This is a genomic window from Spongiibacter sp. C9W, from assembly GCF_057370015.1.
This window is the reverse complement of record NZ_CM170672.1, coordinates 2,038,514-2,060,641: the sequence shown is the minus strand read 5'-3', so window position 1 is coordinate 2,060,641 and position 22,128 is coordinate 2,038,514. Positions and strand designations below refer to the sequence as shown.

Sequence of the window (22,128 nt, the reverse complement as noted above, 5' to 3'; positions counted from 1 at the left end):
ACTTCCGTACATGCTGGCTAAGCAGATTGGTTGCCGGATGGGATGTCTTTGAATGCCATGCCCTTATCCGCTCTGGGCTCCTGAGGCATGCCTAATACCTGTTCGGCAATGATATTGCGCATGACTTCATCGGTACCACCCGCCAGGCGAATACCGGGAGAGAACAGGGCGGTTTTCTGGAAGTGGGCCTGCTGCGGCGCGAAGTCGGGGTTCATCACCGGGCCGCTTTCACCGAGCAATTGCAGGGCATAGTTGGCAATGTCTTGATTCATCACGGCACCGACCAGTTTTCCGAGCGCGGCTTCGGCGCCGGGCATTCCCCCTTTGGCCACAGCGGTGAGCATGCGGTTGGTGGAGGCCTTGATCCCGGCGTGCTGGCAGTACCAATCGGCCAAGTGCTCGCGCACAGAGGGGTTGTCGGATACTGGCTCGCCGTCTATCTGCAGCGTTTTGACTAATTGCAGGAGCTCTGGGAAGCCGTCCGGCTGGACACCGGAGATCGCCAGGCGTTCGTTCATGAGCACTAACAGCGCAGCGCCCCAGCCGCCGCCAACCTCGCCGAGCCGCTGGCTGTCTGGAATCTCGGCGTCATTGAAAAATACTTCATTAAAATGCGCGTCGCCATCCATTTGCTTGATGGGCTTAACCTCCACGCCGGGCTGGTGCATATCGATGTAAAACATCGTCATGCCGCGGTATTTAGACACCTCGGTATCGGTGCGGCACAAAATAACACCGTAGTCCGAGTGCTGGGCGCCAGAGGTCCAGATTTTCTGGCCGTTTACTACCCATTTGTTACCTTGCTTGACTGCGCTGGTGCGCAGCCCGGCGACGTCGGAGCCGGCACTCGGTTCTGAAAACATTTGGCACCAAACATCTTCAGCGCTGGCCATTCTTGGTAGCAAGTGCTGTTTTTGCTGCTCGCTGGCGAAGTGCATAATCGCCGGGCCACAGTTGCCTATGCCAATAACAAAGTAGCCATCGGGCTCGGCATAATTGGCCACTTCTTGAGACCAAATCACTTTGTGGATCTGGCTCAAGCCGGCGCCGCCATACTCTTTAGGCCAGTCGAGACAGGCAAATCCCGCGTCGGCCACTTTTTTGTACCAGCGTTTGGCATCGTCATAGCGTTCGGCCTGGGAGGGGCGACCCGCGCCGGTTTGTTTTGGGCGCGCATTGGCAGTGAGCCATTGGCGTACTTCTGCGCGAAATGCTGCTTGTTCGGGGGTATCTTTGAAGTCCATTGTCAGCTCCGGTGCTTAAGCAGTTAGCAGTTGTTCGGTGAGGCGGTTTTTCCAGACGGGGGCGCTGCCGATAACGCTTGAGAGTAGCTGGGCGCGTCGGTAGTAAAGGTGGCAGTCAAACTCCCAGGTAAACCCCATGCCGCCGTGGGCCTGAATGTTCTCTTTGCTGCACAAGTAGTAGGCGTTTATCGCGCTGACGCGAGCGGTGGCGGCGGCCAGAGGCAATTCACGTTCGCCATCGGTCATGGCCCACGCCCCATAGTAGGCGTTGGATTTCGCCAGCTCCTTTGCCACAAACATATCAGCGAGCTTGTGTTTAATCGCCTGAAAGGAGGCAACTTGGCGACCAAATGCGTAGCGGCCTTCGGTATAGGTTTTTGCCATATCAATTACGGCTTCACAGCCACCTACTTGCTCAAAGCTGAGCAGTACGGCGGCGCGATCAAGTAGCTGTTGATAGCAATGGGAGAAATCTTCGCCATTGCCCAACGGCTCAGAGGGGGCGTCGGTAAATTGAAGTGTGGCCATTGCCTGACTGGGGTCGATTGTCGGCTGGACTTGGCGTTGTATGGCACTGTTGTTGAGGTCTGCCTTATAAAAGGCCATGCGGCCGGCGTCATCGCGCGCAGCAACAATGGCGAAATCAGCGGCGTGGCCGTGCAAAACAGCCTGAGCCGTGCCGTTCAAGATGGTGTCGCTAGCCGTAACGGTATTTATCGCGCCGTGGTTGATACTGCGCGTTTCGGGCAGGGCAACACAGGCTATGGCGTCGCCGCTGGCCAACTGAGGAAGCCATTCAGCCTTCTGGGTGTCGCTGGCGCAGAGTTTTACCGCTTCGGTGGCAAGGTAGACTGAGGCGGTAAAGGGCAGTGGTGCCACTGCGCGACCCAGCTCCTGGGCGATGACGCACAGCTCCAGGTAGCCCATGCCGAGCCCCCCGAATTCTTCGTCGATCGCGATGGCGGGCCAGCCAAGCTCGGCCACCTGTTTCCACAGTGTTTCGTCATAGGCTCTCGCGTGCTCAAGGGCCTGTCGCGCGCGGTCTGGCGGGCATTCTCGGCTCAATACGAAACGAGCTTGGTCCTGAATGGTTTTCTGGTCGTCGGAAAAATCAAAATTCATAGATCGGCTCCTACTATTTTTATCTAATACGGCCGTATTAGTTTGTTGGATTCGCGTGCGCAATGCAGCAGTGATATGAGCCAACTAACTATAGAAGAGCGAGAAATAAAAAACGGCCACTAGAAGCTAGCGGCCGTTTAGATAAAGCGGGGGGAGCTGAGATTAGAAGCGCAGTGCGCGCATGCTGGCGTGGAATTCAGCTTTGCTAACAGGGTGCTGACGGTAAATCAGTGCCAAGCGTCCAGTTAGCGGCACGAGGTCATCAATGCTCAGGCTCTTGCCGGTTTGCGCATTGTAGTTGCGCAGCGGCTCGATGAGCAGTTCGCGCCACAGGCGGTCGGACTCATCGTTGTCGATGTGCGGCATGATCTCTGCGGAATTGCGGCCGCTGGTGATTTCCAGGCGGTTGTCCTCGGCGGGGCGGTAGTTGGCAGTAAACCAAATACACTCTTCCAGCATACGAGGGAAATCCTCTTTATACTCTGCAACGACATCCTTGAGCTGTTCGAACATGCGATTGCGCTCAATATCGACAAGCGAAGAGATGATGTCGGATTTGCCGGTGAAGTAGCGATAAACTGTCCGCCGCGTCACGTTGGCGACATTGGCAATGTCTTCGATGGTTGTAGACTTAACGCCTTTCGCTGCAAAGCAGCTTACGGCCGCCTCAAGCAGGAGTTTCTTGCCGGTTACCAGATCATCTACTCGGGCGCCATTGCCCCAACGTTTGTTCGTTTTCATACTTACCACGCTCTGAATTTACAACACGGTTCTTACAGCTTGTTTGTGTGTCACTATGCTAGCACGCTGTAATCTTGCAGATGATCAGAAAAAGGCCCAATCGACTAAGGGATTATACGTATAGCCTGTGAAGTAGTGATCATTTTGGTGCAAAACGGCCCTGCTTGCCTCTCTATATCCCGTTGGATGCGCGGCGTGACAGCAACGATCTGGCTCGGCATAATGCCGCTCATCACTGAAGAGGATACCTGTGCATGCCATACGCGACGATAACTGGATGGGGTAAATGCGTTCCCCCCGCTGTGCTGAGTAATGAAGACCTGACAACCTTCCTCGATACGTCTGATGAGTGGATCTCGACGCGTACCGGGATCAAAGAGCGCAGAATCTCTCATGTGTCCACCGCGACTCTGGCAAGCATGGCGGCAAAGCGCGCCCTGGCCGCTGCCGACCTCGACCCTGCCGAGCTGGACATGATCATTATGGGAACCGCTTGCCCGGATACGCTGATTCCGAATTCGGGGTCGTTCGTGCAGGACAGTATCGGCGCGACCAATGCGGCGGTTTTTGACCTCAATGCGGCCTGCACGGGTTTTGTTTATGGTCTAAGTGTGGGCACGGCCATGATCCGTTCTGGTGCAATGAAGAAAGTACTGGTAATCGGCGCGGATCGAATCCCCTATTTCCTCGACTACAGCATGCGCGATGTAGCGGTGCTGTTTGGCGACGGTGCGGGCGCAGTCATCCTTGAAGCAGGTGAAGAAGAAAGCGGCATGCTTGCGGAGCGTTTGGGTTGCGATGGCGACGCGCGCGATATTCTGTCGGCGCGTGATTCCGGTACCGTTCGTGAGCGCTTTGCCGGTATCGATGGTTATTACGATATCAATTTCGAGGGGCCGGAAATATTTAAACGCGCGGTGCGCGGCATGGGCCAAGCGGTAACGGACGTACTTGATAAGTGCGGGCTGGCTGCTGAAGACGTGGATGTGCTGGTCCCGCATCAGGCGAATATTCGTATTATCGAAACGCTGATGAAGCGTTTGAAGGCGCCGGAAGAAAAGGTCATCGTTAATATTGAAAAATATGGCAACACTTCTGCCGCGACGGTGCCGATCGCGTTGTGTGAAGCGCTTGAGCAGGGCCGCATCAAGCCCGGCGACCACATTTTGACAGCCGCCTTTGGTGCAGGTCTAACCTGGGGGGCGGCACTCATTAAATGGGGTGATCGCGTGACGCCGCTGCGTGAATGCGAAGAAGATCTGCCGCCCTGCGATAAAACAGCGTTGGAGCTGCTGAAACCCTGGATTGACGGCAGCAATGCTGCAGCAGCCAAAAAAGCAGCCGAGGCAGATAGCTAACAGGCGCTGGCCAACCACTGTTTTACCCGCTGTACCGCGAAGGTGGCGCTGCGTAGCGCCCCTTCCGCATTGCCTCCAACGCAGTAATCCCCCGCCAATGCTATTTTTAAGCTGTCGTCAGCACGCCGTGAGTCGCTGATAACTGCTGTTTCCGGTCTGGCGAAACGCCAGCGCTGTATGTCGCTGTGTAGCAGTGGTGGCGTGGGCGCTATCGATGCCAACTCAGTCATCACCCTATCGATAATTTCGTTATCGCTGCGTTGTTCAAAGTGGTGGCTGGCATCGTCGGTCAGCTCGATGGAATAGCAGTGCTGATGGTCCCGCCCTGGCGGGGACGACAAGCAAACAATTCGACGCAGTATCGCGTGCGATTCAATATCGATAATCTCGCTCGGCGCCCACGCACCGTCAAATTGAACAATCACCGTCCAGCCCGCTTGCCAGGGTGATTCGGCAATGGTGAGAGAGCTGGTTGTGGGTAACAGGTCTCGCGCTTGGGGGGCGGGGGTGGCGAGAATCACCGCCGAAAAATCACCGAGCCCCTCCCCTTTGTCATCGCGCAATGACAGCGTTGTTGATGTTGGGTGAATGGCGGTTACCCGTTGGCCCCGGCGAACCTCAATGCCGTCAGCCAGAGCATGGCATAGTTGGTTGTTGCTGCCCGCCGCGGTGTAGTGTGTTTGGGTTGCTTGAGGCAGTAATTTACCGTCGCGCCACTGCGCGGTGGTATATGGTTGGGCGCTGATGGCGTCCCTAGGGAAGTATTGCAACTGCTCTGGCGTCAGGGCAAGTAAGGGGGCGCCGATATCAACGTTACCCCAGGGGTGTCTGCGCCGGGCGAGTCGCCCGCCCAGGCCGCGCGACTTTTCAAAGACGGCGACGGGTAGGCCGCACTCATTGAGCATTTTTGCGCAAAGCAGGCCGCTCAATCCGGCGCCGATGATGGCTACGGGGCTCAATGGGGCTTCTCAAGCACGAATTGATAAACATCTATCGAGCCCGCGCGAAAGCCGCCTTCGCAATAGCCAAGATAGTATTGCCACATGCGTTTAAAGCGTTGATCAAACCCCAGCGGGACGATGTCTTCCCAGCGCGCATTAAACGCCGTCGCCCAGTGCGCCAGGGTTTTGGCATATGACAGGCCAAAGGGTAGCTCGCTTTTTATGTCGAAGCCCGCCTTGCTGGCATGGGAGCGGAAGAGATCTGGGCTGGGCAGCATGCCACCGGGGAAGATGTAGCGCTGGATAAAGTCCGGGTTGTCGCGGTAGCCTTCAAAACGTTTTTCTTCGATGGTGATCACCTGTATTGCCGCTCTGCCGCCTGGCTTGAGGCGGGCATACAGGGTGTCGAAATAGGTTGGCCAGTACTGTTCACCGACAGCCTCAAGCATTTCTATGGAAACAATGTGGTCGTATTGATCGCGGGTGTCGCGGTAATCGGTGAGGCTAAATTTGGCTCGGCCGCTAAGGCCAGCGTCCGCGATACGTTGCCGGGCATAGCTCAGCTGTTCTTTGGATAGGGTGATGCCGTGGAGGGAGACATCCTGTTGTTGGCAGAGTTGTTCGGCAAAGCCGCCCCAGCCGCAGCCCACTTCCAAAACGCGGTCGCCACTTTGCACCGCCAGTTCGTCAATTAAGCGCTGATATTTGCGGTGCTGGGCGCTGCGCAAATCATCAATGCCCTCGTCGAATAGTGCTGACGAGTAGGTCATGCTGTCGTCCAGCCAGTGGCGATAAAAGTGATTGCCCAGGTCATAGTGGTAGGCAATATTGCGCTTGCTGCCGCGCTTATTGTTGGCGTTACGCCGGTGTTGCAGGCGTTGCAGCCACTGCTTGGTTTTGCCGCTCGCCAGCATATCGCCGAAGTGTTCCTCGTTGACCACGATCCACTCCACTAGCTCAGCCAAGTTGGGGCAATCCCAATCGCCATCCATATAGGCTTCGCTCCATCCGACAGAGCCGCCGCTAAAGGCTTTACGCAATCCTTTCCAGTTATTAAGAATCACACTGGGTGCCAGCCGCTTGTCATGTTGGTCGCCAAAGCTGAGCTGACTTTTGTTGGGTAAAGTGACTGTGAGTGAACCGATTTTGGCATTGGCGAGCGGTGCAAGCACCTTTGCCAGCAAGTTCCGTTGGCGTTTTCCCCACCAGCTGGTGCCAAGCTGGTGCTGTAATTCTATGGCGGCTGTCTTCATCGCGTATCCCGTTAACGATTACGTTTATGGTTTACGAGTCATTACGAGAGACAGGGTATTTTGGTTCAGCGGGGCGGGGAAGTATTCGCATACCCTTGATATAGAGCTTAAGCGCCTGCCAGTGAATGGCAACCATCACGCTGGCGGTCATGAACGGCAGGCGGAAGAAACTGCCCAATAAATTCCAGTCGTTTAGTGTATGGCGAACACCCCGAAATACAGCGTGCAACAGCGCTTTGCCGTCCTCGGTCTCACGTATTGCAACAGCCAATCGGGGGCCTGGTTTGCGCAGCCGGAAGTGGTAAGTCGCCTCCATAGGGATAAAGGGTGAAACGTAAAACGCTTTATCGCAACGCTGACGAATAATCTCTTTCTGGCCTTCACCTGTGGCAGTAATTAAGTAGCTATGACGCTGCCCGAAGGTGTTGCTGACCTCGTACAGCACCGCGAAGATGTCATTACTGGCGTTGTAGCAGTAGTAAACGCTGAGGGGGTTAAAGGTGTAGCCAAGGATGCGCGGGTAGCACAATAATTCTGCACGATAGAGTGGCTCCTCAATACCGTGCTCGCGAAGCGTTTGTTGGAGGTAGTCTTTCGGCGCCCGGCCATCGCCAGCGCCGAAGTCGCGGTAGTGAAAGCTAAACAGGTTAAACCGGTTCACCGACAGCAGGCGACAGCGCGCGGCGTCTTGCTCGAGTTTGTCCAGGTCAAACAGAAAGCTGTCGATACGGTAGCGAAAGCGGTGCTTTACTGGCCGAAAGCGATGGTGGAGCACTTCGCCTCGATACAGGGCGCTGCTTGCGTCACTCATGCTGCTGAACTGCTAACCTCAACAGGCAGCGGCAGATTGATACGATCGTCCTCCGGTTTTACCTGCCAGGGGCGCAGGCTGCCACCGAGGCGCTCTGCCACTGCGAGCCCCGATTGGATGCCATCCTCATGGAAGCCGTAGCCAAAATAACTGCCGCAGAACCAGCTGCGTTGCTGACCTTGCAATGCCCAGAGGTCTGTTTGCGCTGCCAGTGCCTTGCCATCGAATACCGGGTGCTGATAGCTGAACTCGCGAAAAACGTGGCGAGCGCGGGGCTCGGTCAACGGGTTCAACGAGACGACGATGGGCTCTGCGCATGGTAAATGCTGCAGGGCGTTCATCCAGTAACTTACCGAGACCTTGGTCTCACCTTGCTGGCGGTCTCCCATGTAATTCCAGCTGGACCAAACAGTCGGCCTCTTGGGGAGCAAACGAGGATCGCAATGCAACACTGCGCGATTCTCCTCGTAACGGAAGGCGCCAAGCGTCTTGCGCTCGGCCTCGCTGCTTTGGCTGAGCATAGCGAGCGCCTGATCGGCGTGGCAGCCAAAGACCACCTGATCAAAGCGATGAGACTCTCCAGAGTCATCGACAACAATCACGTGGTCCTCGAAACGGTCAACGCGGGAAACGCCGCAGTTGAGCTTGATGTGCTGCTCGAACGGCGCAGACAGCCGTTTCACATACTCGATTGAACCGCCAACCACGGTTCGCCACGTCGGCCGATTTTTTACCTGCAGCAATCCGTGGTTTTTACAGAAGCGCAGGAATGTTTTGGCCGGATAGGCGAGCATTTGGTTTACCGGCGTTGACCAGATGGCGGCACCCATTGGCAGTAAGTGGTCGTCGCAGAAACCCGCACCGAAGCGCTCTCGTTTCAGTAGTTCTCCCAGCGACATGCTGTCAGGCAAAGTTTCCATCCAGTTTTCGCTTTCTCGGTAGAAACGCAGCAAGTCCGAGAGCATTTTCCAAAAGCGAGGGCGCAGTAGGTTGCGCTTTTGCGCGAACATAGTGGCCAGTGAGTTCGAGCCGCTGTATTCGAGTCTGCCGTCGTCAAGCGACACGCCGAATGACATGTCTGTGGCGAGGCTGTCGACGCCGAGCTGCTTGAAAAGGTTAACAAGGTTGGGGTAGCACTTGTCGTTGAACACGATGAAGCCGGTGTCCACCGCCGTGGTGCCCGCGGTTGTGGAGATTTCCACGGTGTTACTGTGACCGCCTAGGCGATCGTCTTTTTCAAATACGGTGATGGCGTGGCCACTGCGTTGCAGAAGCCAAGCACAGCTCAGCCCCGAAATACCTGAGCCGATAATGGCGATGCTTTGTTTGATTGTCATAGTGCGGGCAATTCTGATCTTATGAGTTATTAGTTACGTATTCCCTCACTATTGCGATCACTTTTCCTTGTTCTTATGTCACTTTATACGGACTTCGGGAAATGATTAACAGGGTGTTGGCTGTGCCGGTCCGTGCTCAGCGATCTAAGGAGATACTACCATGTCCCAATCCCGAAGGCTGTTTCGCTATGCCCTGCCCGGTTTGCCCCTGTCCGCCCTTGGGCTGCCCTTTTACATTTACGTGCCATTGTGGCTGGCTGAGCAGGGCAATTATGGTTATGCCCTTGTCGGGGCAGTTTTCTTTTTAGCGCGACTTGCCGATGTTGTCACAGATTTGCCCGTTGGCGCGTTGGTAGACCGGCTCGGTGCGCGAAGAATATTGTGGCTCGCTGGCTGGGTGCTCATGACACTGAGTGCGGCCTCGCTGTTATTCCTGCCTCATCCCTGGCCAACGGTTAGCCTGCTGTTGGCATTAGTAGTGTTGATGCTGGGGTGGACGCTGATTACGGTGCCCTGGCTTGCGCTACCAGTGACGCTTAGCCGGGATGACGACCAGCGTTTAGCGTTTAATAGCGCGCGAGAGGCCATGTTGCTGTTTGGCACGCTACTGGCCATGTTGGCGCCCGCGGTGTTTGCACCGGAGTACCTGATTACGGTGGCGGCTTTCATGCTTCTCCTGCTTTTGGTGGCAGTTTTATATCAGGGCAGTCATCGCCCGCCGCCGGGCACTGAAGCGGCACCTTTTCGCCATCTGTTGGCCGAGCCGCGCGTGTCGGCATTGGCGGTACCCTGGTTTTTAAACATGTTGGCGAATGCGATTCCCGGTACCGTGCTGGTGCTGTTTATGCGCGAGGTGTTGGAGGCCGAGGCAATGATTCCGGCCGCGCTACTGAGCTATTTCCTCGCGGGTCTGCTTGCCGTGCCGCTGTGGTACGGTCTCGCGCGGCGGTGGGGTAGCTTGTTCTGTTGGCGCCTCGGGTTGGTGCTGTCGGCGGTTTTATTTAGCTTTGCCATACTGCTTGGGGCAGGCGATGCGTACTGGTTTATAGCGATTAGTGTGGGCACCGGTTTGATGCTCGGTGCGGATCAGGCAATTCCCTCAGCGATGCAGACAGGTCTGGCAAAGAAGCTGATGGCAGAAAAACCGAATACCGCCATCGCGGCCAGTCTATTTGCACTGTGGAGCATGCTGGGTAAGGCGGCGATGGGGCTGGCTGTTGGTGTGGGCTATTTATGGCTGGGTAGCCAGCTTGAACCAGAATTAGCGTCGGTGCCGCCTGATTGGGCGATCACGGCGGCTTATGTTGCGGCGCCGGTGGTATTGAAGCTGGCAGTGTTTTTCTTACTCGGACGCAAACAGCTGCGTTACTTAAGTGAAGAGGTGCACGATGCGTAAATTAGCAGGCGGTTGGCGATTTGTAGTGGTAATGACCCTGCTTGCCGGGGTGGCGGGGACTGCCCAGGCCTTGAACTGGCAAACAGTGGCCGCTGACACCTATAAATTGCTCTGGAAGGAAATTACCTACACTGAATTACAGGTGGATGGTGAGCAAGCGATGCCCGCGGAGGGAGACATTCTTACGCCCAGCTATGCCAAGCAAATTATTATTCGCTACGGCTTGTCGGTGTCTGCCGAGCGTTTTCGCAAATTGACTGATGACAGCTTGGCGGACGGCTACAGCGAGGAGGAGTTAGCACCTCATCGTCGCGCCATTGATACCTTTAATAGTTGGTATCTCGGTGTTGAAAAGGGAGACAAGTACCGGCTCAGCTGGCAGCCCGATGTTGGCTTGAGTTTGCATCACAACGAGGCTCACCTTGGCACCCTGGCAGACGCGCAGGCCGCGCAGGTGATCTTAAGCGTGTGGCTGGGACGAGCGGCGGTTAGTGAGGATCAGCGAGATTCCTTTCTGCGGCAATGGCGCAGTGCCACGAATCGCCTAGCCGAGAATTAGTTATATGGATATAACGCTTCGGTCTATATAAAAAATCCAGCTTTACGACACATTTTGCTAGCATTCGCGTCATTTTATGCCGCGCTAGCGTTGCGGTGTTAGCAAAAGGTGATCTTTGTGGCTCGTCAAACGCCCTCTCTGCTTCCTAAGTTTTTATTCCTTGTCGCATTTGGTCTGAGCGAACAGGCTCAGGCCGTGACGCCCAGTCGGGGCTTGGACATTGAAGAAATTATCGTCACCGCCCAGAAGAAAGAGGAAGGGGCCAACAGTATCCCGCTGGCGATTGCCACCTACACCGGCGAAGATTTGACTGCCCTCGGTGTGGCCGATACGCGCGACCTGGGTCGCTTGCTGCCAGGGTTTTCCTACGCGGATGGCGGGTTTAACGTTCCTATTTATACCCTGCGTGGGGTCGGCTTTAACGAAAACAGCCAGACTGCCAGCGCCACAGTGGGTGTGTACGTTGACGAGTTCAATCTGCCGTTCCCGGTTATGAGCAAGGGCAGCAACCTCGATCTGGCGCGCGTTGAGGTATTGAAAGGCCCGCAGGGCACGCTCTACGGCCGCAATACCACTGGTGGCGCGATCAATTATATTGCCAATAAGCCCAGTGAAGAATTCGAATACGGCGGCGACCTCAGTTACAGCCGTTTCGATACGCTGGCTGCCGAGGGTTTTGTGTCGGGCCCGGTCACAGATACCGTGTTCGCGCGACTGGCTTATACCACCACGCAATCGGGAGAGGGTTGGCAACGCAGCCGCACGCGCTATGCGGGCAGTGATGCCTACAATGGCAAAACGGGGCGCGACCCCGGCAATGAATACGACCGCTTCGGCTACGACCGTTTAGGAGAGGTTGATCGCGATGCCGCGCGGTTGTCGCTACGCTGGGAAGGCGGCGAGCAATGGAGCGTGAATACCCACCTGTCGGGCTGGCGCGATCGCTCAGAACCGCAAGCGCTTCAGGTCATTGCCATTGAGTCGCAAAACGCCATCCTCGGCGATTTTGGCCTGCACCCTGACGTGGCTAATTACCCCGTTAATGATCCGGATACTGACGATGCTCAGGCAGCCGACTGGCCGAACAATGGGCTGAACTTTCGCCTGAACGATAGTTTTGTCTCGGGTGGGCTGCGCCTGGATTATCAGTTGGACGAGCGCCACGATATGGTGCTGTTGCTATCGGCGGGTCGGTTTGAGTCTGACGGTAGCTTTATTCCCCAGTCGGGTCTGGATACCGTTAATACAGAACGAAATGTGTTCGCAACAAGCGATTTTTACAACGCGGAACTCCGTTTTTCCGGCGAATTGGGTGACGACCTGTTTTGGCAGTTAGGCGTGAACTACAGTGAGGACGAAGTCGATGAATTCCAGCGTCTTCACCACGAAAACGTCAGTATCGTCTTCCCGGTTGGCCCGCTGGGTGGCCTTCTCGGTGACGGCTTTGCATTGCTGGACAATCGCTCCGGCTTTGGTGGGAATCAAACGGCAGAAGTGGCGGCGATTTTTGCCAACACCGAGTGGCAATTCGCTGAGGACTGGAAGCTGACTCTTGGTGCGCGCTATACCGACGAGCTGCGTGAGTTTAACGGTTGCTCCCGCGATGTTGATGTGGAGGACGACCCCGGTGCAGATCAGGAAGCACCGGGAGCCCAGAACAGAGGGATAGGCTTGGCCAATGCGATAACGCTGATCAGCCTGGCGCAGGCGCCGATGGCCGGTTATGCACCGGGCAGAGCAGAGCGCGGTGGGTGTTTTACCCTCGACAGTGAAACACGTCGCCCCGGCCGGTTTTTTGGTGAGCTGCACGAGGATAACGTGTCCGGACGCATCGCCGTGGATTGGGAGTTTGCGCCGGAGAAGCTAGTGTTTTTGGGCTTGAGTCGGGGCTACAAGTCGGGAAGCTTCCCGCTGATCAATATTTCGGACTCGGTGCAGTATGCGCCCGCGACGCAGGAACGCCTGGATGCTATAGAGCTGGGAACGAAGTTGCGCTTATTTGAGCGCATGCAATTGAATGCCTCGGTATTCGACTACCGCTACCGAGACAAGCAGCTGGTAACGAACTTTCGCGACCCCATTTTCGGGGCGTTGCCAGCGCTTCGCAATGCGCCCAAGTCCTCCGTGCGCGGCGCTGAGCTGGACTTGAAAATGACGCCCTTTGCGGGCCTGTTCCTCGCCCTTCAGGCCTCCTATCTGGACACTGAAGTACAAGAGTTCATCAGTGGCGATCGCAACGGTGAAGAGTTTGACTTCAGCGGCAAGCCCTTTAATTACAGCCCGCAATGGGAATACTCCGTTGTTGCTGAATACACCTTGCCGCTGTTCGACGACTATGAGCTCTCCATAGGCGGCGACCTGAGCTATCGGGGTGAGACCAATGCCTCCTTGCAGAAAGACCCACGCTTTTTCATGGAAGACTATACGGTGATCAATGCGCGCTTAGGCTTTGCGCCGCTGGCGGGGCCTTGGAAGGTGCAGCTGTGGGGGCGCAACATCACCGATGAGTACTACTACAATAACGTGACCAACCAGCTCGATACCATCGGTCGTTATACCGCTATGCCGGTGGTGTGGGGGGCAACAATTAGCTGGCGCCGCTAGCGTCAATCGCTGGTAGAATTCGCCAACTGCGCTATATATCTAACAAGTTGCCGTGGCGGTACTTGCTGGTGAGGAACACGCTATTAGCCCTGAAGCCTTTCTACTGAACGTCCAGAGTAGTTTGAACTACCCGCTTATCACGCTGGGTGAGCGGCCCATTACGCTGGGGACACTGCTCGCCGGGGCGGTGATTGTCGTTGCTGCGCTGGTGATTTCCAAAACACTGCGTCGAAGCCTCAGGGGTATTGCCTCGCGGCGCAGTGGCTTTAGTCCCAGCTCCCTCTACACCATGGAACGCCTCACCCACTATGTTGTGTTGGTGCTGGGCAGTTTTTTCGCACTCTCTGTTGTCGGTATCGATTTTTCTAAGCTGGCCCTGGTCGCCTCTGCGCTATCTGTGGGCATTGGCTTTGGGCTTCAGGCGATATTCAGTAATTTTGTTTCCGGTTTGATTATTTTGGTCGAACGTTCACTGAAGGTCGGTGACTACGTTCAGCTGGAGAGCGGCGTGATTGGCGTGGTCAGTGAAATCCGCGTTCGGGCAACCTTAATTACGACTCTCGAAAACGCAGAAGTGGTGGTGCCGAACTCGGAGTTTGTGAACGGGAAGGTGACCAACTTTACATTGAGCAATAACTTCTGTCGCCTGCGTATTCCCTTTGGCGTTGCCTACGGAACCGATAAAGAACGCCTGCGAGAGGTTGTGTTGGCAGCGGTAGCGGCGCAGCATCAGACCCTGTTGGATTCGCCGTCGCATCAACCCACCCTTCAAATGAAAGGTTTTGGCGATTCAAGCTTGGATTTTGAGCTGTTAGTTTGGGTTAAGCCTGAATTTGCTGCGCAGCAAAGCTCAACGCGCTCTGCCTACCTATGGGCCTTGGATACCGCGCTGAATGAGGCGGGTATTACGGTGCCATTCCCGCAGCGAGACCTTCATCTTGTATCGGGCCTGCACCCTCAGGTTGCAGAGGACAGCGGCTGAAAAATCGGAGTGCTGTGGGTAATTTTCCACTAAACGTCGCCGTTATTTGCGGAATTTGAGGGTAATTTCTTTGCGTTGACTGAAAAAAATTAAAAAAAAGTAATTCATGCCAATGGTATGCACATGAAGATTGTGCATACTTCACGCTGCGGGATGCTATAGAGGTTCGGTTTGCAGAGAGCGAGAGCATAATTCGCCGAGAGCGAACGTCCAAGTAAAAAAACAGGAAAACAACATTCTTGCCGCCTTACCGATAACAACAATATCGCCGGGTTTTCGTGGAGCTCGGTAACAGCTTTAACTTCTTGAAAAACGAGGGTCACAATGAAGAAACGGATCAGCGCCTTATTACCGTTAAGCTTGGTGGGTGGTCTCGCCCATGCAGCGCCGGTGCTAGAAGAGGTTGTCGTCACCGCTCAACTGCGCGAGCAGAGCCTGCAAGACGTGCCGGTATCGGTGAGCGCCATTGGTGGTGAGAAAATGATGGAGGCGGGCCTGGCGAAAATAGAAGACCTGCAGGCCTATGTTCCCAACTTCACCATGTCTGAGTCCGGCATCGGTACCGATATTTACATTCGCGGTATCGGCTCTGGTGAGAACCAGGGCTTTGAGCAGTCTGTAGGTATGTATGTCGATGGTATCTACTTTGGCCGCGCTCAGTTGGCGCGTGCACCATTCTTGGACTTATCTCGGGTGGAAGTGCTGCGAGGGCCGCAGAACATCCTGCTAGGTAAAAACAGCATCGCTGGTGCGATTAACATCAAAACAGCGGATCCCACCGAAGATTTTGAGGGTAACGTTCAGGTTACCTACGAGCCAGACCAAAACGAGCGCATTGTCGATTTGGTTGTCAGTGGCCCCATCAGTGACCGCTGGTCTTACCGCTTCGCTGCGCGTAAGCGCGAACTCGATGGTTTTATGGAAAACCTCGTCCTGGATCGCGACGAAGCGCAGCGCGATGAAGAAACATTCCGCTTGAAGCTAGGCTGGGATGTCACCGATAACGTTACGGCGATGTTTAAAGTTGAAGCGGGTAGCTTCGACGTGGTGGGCCGAAACTCGGAAATCATCACTAACTACGAGTCCAACTCCGATGTATTCCTGTTCCAGGGACGTACCTACGGCGAGATTATGGATCGTACCGTCTTTCCTGACGTGGGTGGACTGGGTGGTTTGGTTGGTCTTCTGCCGGCGCCAATTCTCAATATTCTTCAATTGCAGCCGAATGGCTCCTTGGTTGATATCGACTCGGATGAAGGCGTACTGAACAACAAGGCCGATCGTAAGCGTCACAGCAATGGCGACTTTAGTTACAACGATACCTACAACTTTACCGCTAACCTGGATTGGTATCGTGACGACCATCAGTTCACGTCCATCACCGGCATCATGGGTTATGAGTACGACGAAGACTGTGACTGTGACTTTACCGGTGCTCCGCTGTTCCAGGTTGAGTTCCAGGAAGAGTACAAGCAGTTCAGCCAGGAGTTCCGCTGGATCTCGCCCGCTGGCGAAACCTTTGAATTTATCGGTGGCGCCTACTTCCAATACAGCGAGCTGGACTTCTTCGACTCGCTCTACCTCCCCTCAGACATTATTCCGCAGCTTGTTAACGCGGCCGATTTGTTGGAAGGCGGTGCGCGCGGTGACCTGGATCCGCTGGCCGGTGCAACAGGTTTTGAATTGCTGGGTGTGGGTGATGCCGGTAATGCACTGCGTGGCATCCGCACTCCCCGTAACTTCTACAGCGAATCAAGCATCGCTTCTACTTTCCTGCAAACCACTTGGAATATGGCGGATACTTTCCGCATGACATTGGGTGGTCGTCTCACCTGGGAAAATAAAGAAGCGTCTCGCAAACTAGAGTTCGGCTTGGACGACGGCTCTATTCAGCCTATTGGCGAAGTGGACACCGCCGCTGCAGTCAGCTTTGCTGCTGAGCGTCACGACCTCAAAGGCGAGCGCGAAGAGCTGCAATTCGCACCGTCGATCAACTTCCAGTGGGATGCCACCGATGAGTTGATGGCGTACTTCACGGCAAGTAAGGGCTTCAAATCCGGCGGTTTCGACGCTCGTTCGAATTCGTCACCCAGCGCTGATCCCACGCCGATCAACCCCAACGCGCCAACAGGTACTAACCAGCAAGTGTTGATCGGTAGCTTCGAATTCGAAGAAGAGGAAGCGCTGAGTTACGAACTGGGCTTTAAGTCGACGCTGCTCGATGGTGCCGCTGAGTTGAATGTTGCGCTATTCCGCACCGAGTTCGACAACCTGCAGGTCAGTGTCTTTGACGGCACCCTTGGTTTCAACGTGGGGAATGCGGCGAGCGCAATCTCTCAGGGTATTGAGCTAGACGGCCGGATGGCATTAACCGAGAACCTGATGCTTGCCGGTGGCTTGGCCTTCCTTGACTTTGAGTTCCAGGACCACCAATTCGGTACCTGTATTCAGGATCAAGTTCCAGACAACCCCAATGGCATCAACTGTGATTACAGCGGCAAGACTAACCAGTATGTTGCCGACTACTCCGGTAACTTGTTGCTGTCGTACGAGCGCCCGCTGTGGGATTTCCTGATGTTCCGCGCCAACGTGGATGCGATTTTCACCGACGAGTACCACCCTTCGCCCAATATGGATAACCGTATTAAGCAAGAAGCGTACATTACCTATAACGGCCGCTTGGCAATCTCCTCTATCGAAGGCGATTGGGAACTGGCCCTGCTGGGTAAAAACCTCAGTGATGAGCTGATCGTTGTCTACGGTGTTGATGCGCCCACCGCGAAAACCATCACCGGGGCGACCACGCACCACGGTTTGATCAACAACCCCCGCACTTTCGCCTTACAAGCCAGCTATCGCTGGTAGGGGCGCTCTCTCTCGCGCAGTGGCTTGCCGCTGTGCGAGAGGCATGTAACAATCCTACTCTCTGGACTGTGGTAACTGCGTATACCAATTATTTCCTGCTCGTCTAACGTATAACAAACGTCGAAAATCGGCGAATCCGAGCGAGAACAAGGTATACCGTTATGACACCCGGACTATTTTTACTTGCGTTCGCAGTCGCGCTTGTCGCCTGGCACTCTTTGATGCCGGTGCGCAGCGTTAAAGCGGCGAGTGCGCAAGAAAACGGCGATGCAAAGGATATTGATACGCGTCAGTAAGCTGGAGCAAGGATGTGCCGTCGCAGTTTTGGGACGGGTGACATCACATGACGGGACACTGCCGAAATGGGCGGCGGTGATCGAATACGATGACACCAAATTTACGGGGCCTTTTTAGGCCCCTTTTTTTATCCGCATTTTTCTTCTTTCAGTCCTCTACGGCATCAATTTATTAATTTATGTATTAGTGAGTATCTGATAGCCTTTCGGGCAAATTGCTGCTGAGGTGTGCAGGTGTAGCTTCTATGGCACACCTAATGCATGAATGAGAATAACTATATTGGCCATAGGTAGTGAGTGATGATGCGTTATCTCGCGGGAATACTTTTATTATTAACGGCGCTGACAGGGTGTGGGGGCTCCGGTTCGAGTTCGTCGGGTGGCTCGGGCGATGTTCCGGGCGACAATGGTGGCGGTGACCAGGAGCCCGTTGTTGGCCGAACGTTTGTCATTGAGCCGGGAGAGTCCGCCACCAATGATATGGTGACGGCGATGATCGCCGCCCGCCCCGGTGACACTATCGAATTTAGCGAAGGTTACTTTGAGCTGCGCTCAGGGCTGCAGATTTCCTCCACGGAAAATATTCACATCAAAGGCCAGGGGATGAACGAAACGATCCTGTCCTTCAAGGAGAGTAGCTCGCAAGAGGGCTTTTTAGCCAATACGGTCCGCGGGGTGGTTGTCGAGGACCTCACCGTTCTGGACTCGCCGGGCGACGCTTTTAAGCTTCAGGGGGTTGATCACGGCACCCTGCGTCGGGTGAGGGCCTTTTGGTCGAGTGGCCGCAATACCGCCGACGAAGACCCGGTGACGGCAGAAAATTACCGAGAAAAGCTCCAGGTTGCCTGTACCGATCCGGCGCGGCATAACCCGAATAACCCAAACCCCACTGAAACCGATACCACATCGCCGGATTACACCGTCAGTATTCTGTCGGGGCGCTACGGTATATACCCGGTCAATTCGCAGAATATCCTGGTTGAGAATGCGGAGTCGGTCGGTGCTTCAGATGCCGGGATTTACGTTGGCCAGACCGATAATGCGATCATTCGCAACAGTCGCGCGGCATTTAATGTCTTCGGATTTGAGATCGAGAACGTGCGCGGCGGCGAATACATGGGCAATATTGCCGAGTGTAATACCGGCGGTTTCCTGATCTACGACCTCGATGGCCTAACTCGCTACGGCAGCCGCACGCGCATGTATCAAAATATTGCCCGCAACAATAACACGTACAACTTTGCTGAGCCGGGCAGTTTGGTTGCAAACGTTCCCCGGGGGGTCGGTATGATCACCCTCGGCTACGATAAAATCGACGTGTTCGATAACGTTTTCGAAGATCACGGCACAGCGGGTATCGTACACACCAGCTACGAGTTGATGGGGCCACCCGGTGATCGGCGCCTGGATATGTACACCGAGGGTGTGCATATTTTCAACAATACCTTTAAGAACAACGGTAATGATGTTCCCCAGCCGGATTTCGCGACAATCTTGGCGACAGAGGGCGAGCAGGTAACATCGGCGTTTCCATTGCTGGTCGGCTTGAAGGTGGCGGCCGCTACGGGCCAATACCGCGGCGCGCATATTGTTTGGGATGGCTATGCAGACAGCTACGACGAAAACTGCCCCTATCCTACAGATGATCAAGGCCAGCCTATCCCTCGGGATGAAGAGGGCAAGCCCATCTCCGGTAACCACTACCCCAACCCGGATTGCCGCTACAACGCTTACAAGTTTGATACCGCGACTGCCGAGCGCAAAAAGCCCCAGTGGTGGTTCTCTTGTATCGATGATGACAATAACTTCGATGGTGACAGCTTAGCCTACGCCAACTTCCATGGTACCGAGGGCCTGGAGTTACTGCTTAATGCGCCACCAGAGTCAGCGGATGACCTTATCGAGGTGGTGCAAGGGCTGCAGGGTTTCGCTGCAGATACCGATATTAGCCCCCATAAATGTGACGATCAGTACGGCAGTAACTTGCCGTTATTGCCGCCTATTGTCATTCCTGAGTTTGAGCCGTCAGTCGCCGTTGATCCCGCGCCTACTCAGGCTGAGATCGACGCACTGTGCGAGGCATCCATCCCCGCGGGCGAGATCAACGCAGCGGCCTACCGCGTCAACTGTCCGCAGTTGGATCAGTATCAGCTATTCGCTGATGCGGAGGATCCTCGGAGCATGCCCAACGGCCGCGGTGTGCCATTTGTCTTAAACAGCAAGCTGTTTTCCGACTACTCCACCAAGTATCGCGCAGTGTTTATCCCAGAGGGAGAGCAGGCCGTTTACCGAGATGGCGCCGATGGCAGCAATGCAACGATCCTGTTCCCGGTGGGAACAATCATCGCGAAGAGCTTTGCTTTTGCCGATGAAGCCACCAACAGCGAAGAGGTGGTGGAGACGCGTTTGCTGATCAAGCGTAAAACCAGCAGCGAACAGGTTTACTGGGATGGTTTGGAATACATCTGGGGGCAGGAAAATGGTAAGCGGGTTGCCCGCCTCGCCCAGGGCGGAGGGGTTGCCAGCGTGTCGTGGAATTACCACGATGTAAACAGCGGTGAACTGTATAACGGCGCCACCGACGAATACCTACTGCCCAATGCGAATCAGTGTCTGAGCTGCCATTCGAATGACGATGCGGAAACCGGTGCGGCCCCGATCGGGCCCAAAGTGCGCAATCTGAATCGCCCGTTTGCCAGTGAATCGCCGATTAGCGCTGGCATTGAGCAACACCCGGTGAATGGTGAAAACCAGATCTTGTATTGGTGCCGCAACGGCCTGATGAAAAACTGCCCAGCGGGCTTGCAGCTCGATCCAGTCACTAGCTACATCACCAATATTGAAAGAAACCCGATCTTTAATGTTCCTGGCGACTCCGGTGCCGATGCGGATAGCGATGCCGATATTGAAGCCCGGGTGCGAAGTTATCTGGAGGTCAACTGCGCCCACTGCCATAACCGTCGGGGTCTGGCTCAGAATACCGGCTTCTATCTGGATGTCTTCCGTGAGGTGAATGACACCTATGGGATTTGTAAGGGGCCGACTGCCAGTGGAACCGAGGGGCGCGGCGGCCGAGAGTATGACATCGTACCGGGAAGTGCCGCGGAGTCTATTCTGCCTTATCGACTGGGGCCAGAGGCCACCAGCCTGGCAGCGAAGATGCCGCCCATCGCCAGAAGCACTGTCCACAGCGGCGCCTTTGCGCTGGTGAGCCAATGGATCAATGACGTCGTTGATAGTAGTTACGACAATGCCGATGCCTGTAACGGCAGTTCAGATGAGCCGGATGACTCGCCGACGTTACCGTTGTGTGCGCCGGACCAAGTGCCGGGCATTGGTGGCGAGTGCCTGCCGCTGTAGTGATGAGCAGGGGGGCAAAAGGCCCCCTTTTTTATGAGGCGGTTACGCGGCGAACGCTAATTTCTTAGCGTAGTTTTCGCGTTTGCCTGGCAGCACATTGATCTTTTCCAGGTCACCGCCAGCCCATTCAATAACGCGTTTATCCATCACTTTGAACCACAGTGGTGGAATATATGCGAGCAAGAACATTTCGTAATAGCCCCATGGCAGCTGAGGCACGTCGTCGAAGTGGCGGAGGCATTGGTAGGAGCGGCTGGGGTGTGCATGGTGGTCAGAGTGGCGCTGCAGCTGGAAGGTAAACAGGTTTGATACCAGCGCATTTTGATTCCAGGAATGCTGTGGGCGAGGGGGCTCATAGCGGCCGCTGCTGTCTTTGCCGCGCAGCAAACCATAGTGCTCAATGTAGTTGGCCAGTGATAGGTTCATATGTCCCAACCATGCACTGAACAGAGCAAAGCCAAGAATCACAGGGCCAAACAGCAGGCCTATCGCCGTGAAAAAGCTGAGGCCGATGATCACGCCGGGTAGGATTTCATTTTCCAGTGACAAAACGGACTTGCCTTTCTTAGCCAGGCGCTCCGCTTCCAGCTTCCAGCCACGGTACCAGGTTAAAGGCTGCTCCCTGAGAATAAATTGGTAGAAAGTTTCGCCCATTTTTGATGAGGCCGGATCGTCAGGTGTCGCGACATAGCGGTGGTGACCGCGATTGTGTTCAACATTGAAGTGCGGCAGCGCGGCGATACCCAAGGCTAGGCTGGCCGCCCAGCGATCGCTGCGATTGCGCTTGTGGCCGAGTTCGTGGCCCAGATTGAGCAGGCCGCCGCCAAAGCCCATGCAGGAAACGGACAGTGCTGCCAAACCCCAGATCGACAGATCGGCCCACCACGCATAATAGATACCGGCGCAGAGCGCAGCGATAGAGCCGCCGAGTGCACAGAACAATGCGGCTTTGAAATAGCCGTCGGCCTCCAGTGCTGGAACGTCCTCTTCTGCATGGTTATTCGGATCTTGGCCGAGTAAGCGGTCGAGCAGGGGGACGCCGATGTAAAACAGCGGATAGCCGATCATCAGCCACGCGACGTTGCCGGTGAGCTCCGCGGGGATAATGCCAATTAGTAATACCCAGGGCATCACGGCCGCGTTGACCAGCCACAGCCAGCGCAGGCGTTGTGTAAGGTCGGTAATCGACACGAAAGATGTGGTGTTTGCCATGAGATAGGTCTCCGCCTTGTTATTATCTTCGCCCAGCTTAGTCCGCC

16 protein-coding genes are annotated in these 22,128 nt (G+C 55.3%); 8 read left to right on the top strand and 8 right to left on the bottom strand.

Going from position 1 to position 22,128, the window contains the following annotated elements; all coding sequences use genetic code 11:
• Positions 1-17: 17 nt before the first annotated feature.
• The 3 genes from AC2Q8J_RS09830 to AC2Q8J_RS09820 all read right to left on the bottom strand — a co-directional run bounded on the left by AC2Q8J_RS09830 (position 18) and on the right by AC2Q8J_RS09820 (position 3,107).
• On the bottom strand, positions 18-1,244 hold the full coding sequence (locus AC2Q8J_RS09830; RefSeq protein WP_486451175.1) for an acyl-CoA dehydrogenase family protein: 1,227 nt from the start codon (positions 1,242-1,244) through the stop codon (positions 18-20).
• A 15-nt stretch (positions 1,245-1,259) separates the two neighbouring features.
• A complete protein-coding gene (locus tag AC2Q8J_RS09825; RefSeq protein WP_486451174.1) occupies positions 1,260-2,366 on the bottom strand; it encodes an acyl-CoA dehydrogenase family protein in 1,107 nt (368 codons plus the stop codon).
• Positions 2,367-2,528: 162 nt separating this feature from the next.
• A complete protein-coding gene (locus tag AC2Q8J_RS09820) occupies positions 2,529-3,107 on the bottom strand; it encodes a TetR/AcrR family transcriptional regulator (protein ID WP_286695216.1) in 579 nt (192 codons plus the stop codon).
• A 254-nt stretch (positions 3,108-3,361) separates the two neighbouring features.
• Here AC2Q8J_RS09820 and AC2Q8J_RS09815 point away from each other — a divergent pair, with 254 nt between their 5' ends.
• Positions 3,362-4,465, top strand: coding sequence for a ketoacyl-ACP synthase III (locus AC2Q8J_RS09815; RefSeq protein ID WP_286695215.1), 1,104 nt, complete (start codon positions 3,362-3,364; stop codon positions 4,463-4,465).
• Here the strand turns inward: AC2Q8J_RS09815 and AC2Q8J_RS09810 are convergent.
• From AC2Q8J_RS09810 to AC2Q8J_RS09795, 4 genes are read right to left on the bottom strand one after another with little or no spacing between them, the layout of a single operon-like run.
• Positions 4,462-5,424 carry an NAD(P)/FAD-dependent oxidoreductase gene (locus tag AC2Q8J_RS09810; RefSeq protein ID WP_486451173.1) on the bottom strand — a complete coding sequence of 321 codons (963 nt, stop codon included), beginning with the start codon at positions 5,422-5,424 and terminating at the stop codon, positions 4,462-4,464. The two genes, AC2Q8J_RS09815 and AC2Q8J_RS09810, sit on opposite strands and share 4 nt — an antisense overlap.
• The gene (locus AC2Q8J_RS09805) at positions 5,421-6,659 is read right to left on the bottom strand and encodes a class I SAM-dependent methyltransferase (protein ID WP_486451172.1); all 1,239 of its coding nucleotides are present in this window, start codon (positions 6,657-6,659) and stop codon (positions 5,421-5,423) included. Before AC2Q8J_RS09805 ends, AC2Q8J_RS09810 begins: the two co-directional genes overlap by 4 nt.
• 31 nt (positions 6,660-6,690) lie before the next feature.
• Positions 6,691-7,470, bottom strand: a complete 780-nt coding sequence (locus AC2Q8J_RS09800; protein ID WP_486451171.1) for a DUF1365 domain-containing protein — start codon at positions 7,468-7,470, stop codon at positions 6,691-6,693.
• Positions 7,467-8,807, bottom strand: coding sequence for an NAD(P)/FAD-dependent oxidoreductase (locus tag AC2Q8J_RS09795; protein WP_486451170.1), 1,341 nt, complete (start codon positions 8,805-8,807; stop codon positions 7,467-7,469). Before AC2Q8J_RS09795 ends, AC2Q8J_RS09800 begins: the two co-directional genes overlap by 4 nt.
• Before the next feature lie 160 nt (positions 8,808-8,967).
• Between AC2Q8J_RS09795 and AC2Q8J_RS09790 the strand changes: the two genes are divergently transcribed.
• The 7 genes from AC2Q8J_RS09790 to AC2Q8J_RS09760 all read left to right on the top strand — a co-directional run bounded on the left by AC2Q8J_RS09790 (position 8,968) and on the right by AC2Q8J_RS09760 (position 20,869).
• Positions 8,968-10,203 (top strand): MFS transporter, encoded by a 1,236-nt coding sequence (locus tag AC2Q8J_RS09790; protein ID WP_288363314.1) that lies wholly within the window; start codon positions 8,968-8,970, stop codon positions 10,201-10,203.
• Entirely contained in the window at positions 10,196-10,762 is a 567-nt protein-coding gene (locus AC2Q8J_RS09785; RefSeq protein WP_486451169.1) for a chalcone isomerase family protein, read from the top strand. The genes AC2Q8J_RS09790 and AC2Q8J_RS09785 overlap by 8 nt, the downstream gene beginning before the upstream one ends.
• A gap of 117 nt (positions 10,763-10,879) precedes the next feature.
• Positions 10,880-13,366 carry a TonB-dependent receptor gene (locus tag AC2Q8J_RS09780; RefSeq protein ID WP_486451168.1) on the top strand — a complete coding sequence of 829 codons (2,487 nt, stop codon included), beginning with the start codon at positions 10,880-10,882 and terminating at the stop codon, positions 13,364-13,366.
• A 52-nt stretch (positions 13,367-13,418) separates the two neighbouring features.
• Positions 13,419-14,348 carry a mechanosensitive ion channel family protein gene (locus tag AC2Q8J_RS09775; protein WP_424142536.1) on the top strand — a complete coding sequence of 310 codons (930 nt, stop codon included), beginning with the start codon at positions 13,419-13,421 and terminating at the stop codon, positions 14,346-14,348.
• Positions 14,349-14,672: 324 nt separating this feature from the next.
• The gene (locus tag AC2Q8J_RS09770; protein ID WP_486451167.1) at positions 14,673-17,213 is read left to right on the top strand and encodes a TonB-dependent receptor; all 2,541 of its coding nucleotides are present in this window, start codon (positions 14,673-14,675) and stop codon (positions 17,211-17,213) included.
• Between the two features lie 161 nt (positions 17,214-17,374).
• A complete protein-coding gene (locus AC2Q8J_RS09765) occupies positions 17,375-17,509 on the top strand; it encodes a hypothetical protein (protein WP_275587286.1) in 135 nt (44 codons plus the stop codon).
• Between the two features lie 300 nt (positions 17,510-17,809).
• Positions 17,810-20,869, top strand: a complete 3,060-nt coding sequence (locus AC2Q8J_RS09760; protein ID WP_486451166.1) for a parallel beta-helix domain-containing protein — start codon at positions 17,810-17,812, stop codon at positions 20,867-20,869.
• A gap of 42 nt (positions 20,870-20,911) precedes the next feature.
• Here AC2Q8J_RS09760 and AC2Q8J_RS09755 read toward each other — a convergent pair whose 3' ends face one another.
• Positions 20,912-22,081 carry an alkane 1-monooxygenase gene (locus AC2Q8J_RS09755; RefSeq protein ID WP_486451165.1) on the bottom strand — a complete coding sequence of 390 codons (1,170 nt, stop codon included), beginning with the start codon at positions 22,079-22,081 and terminating at the stop codon, positions 20,912-20,914.
• Positions 22,082-22,128 lie beyond the last annotated feature (47 nt).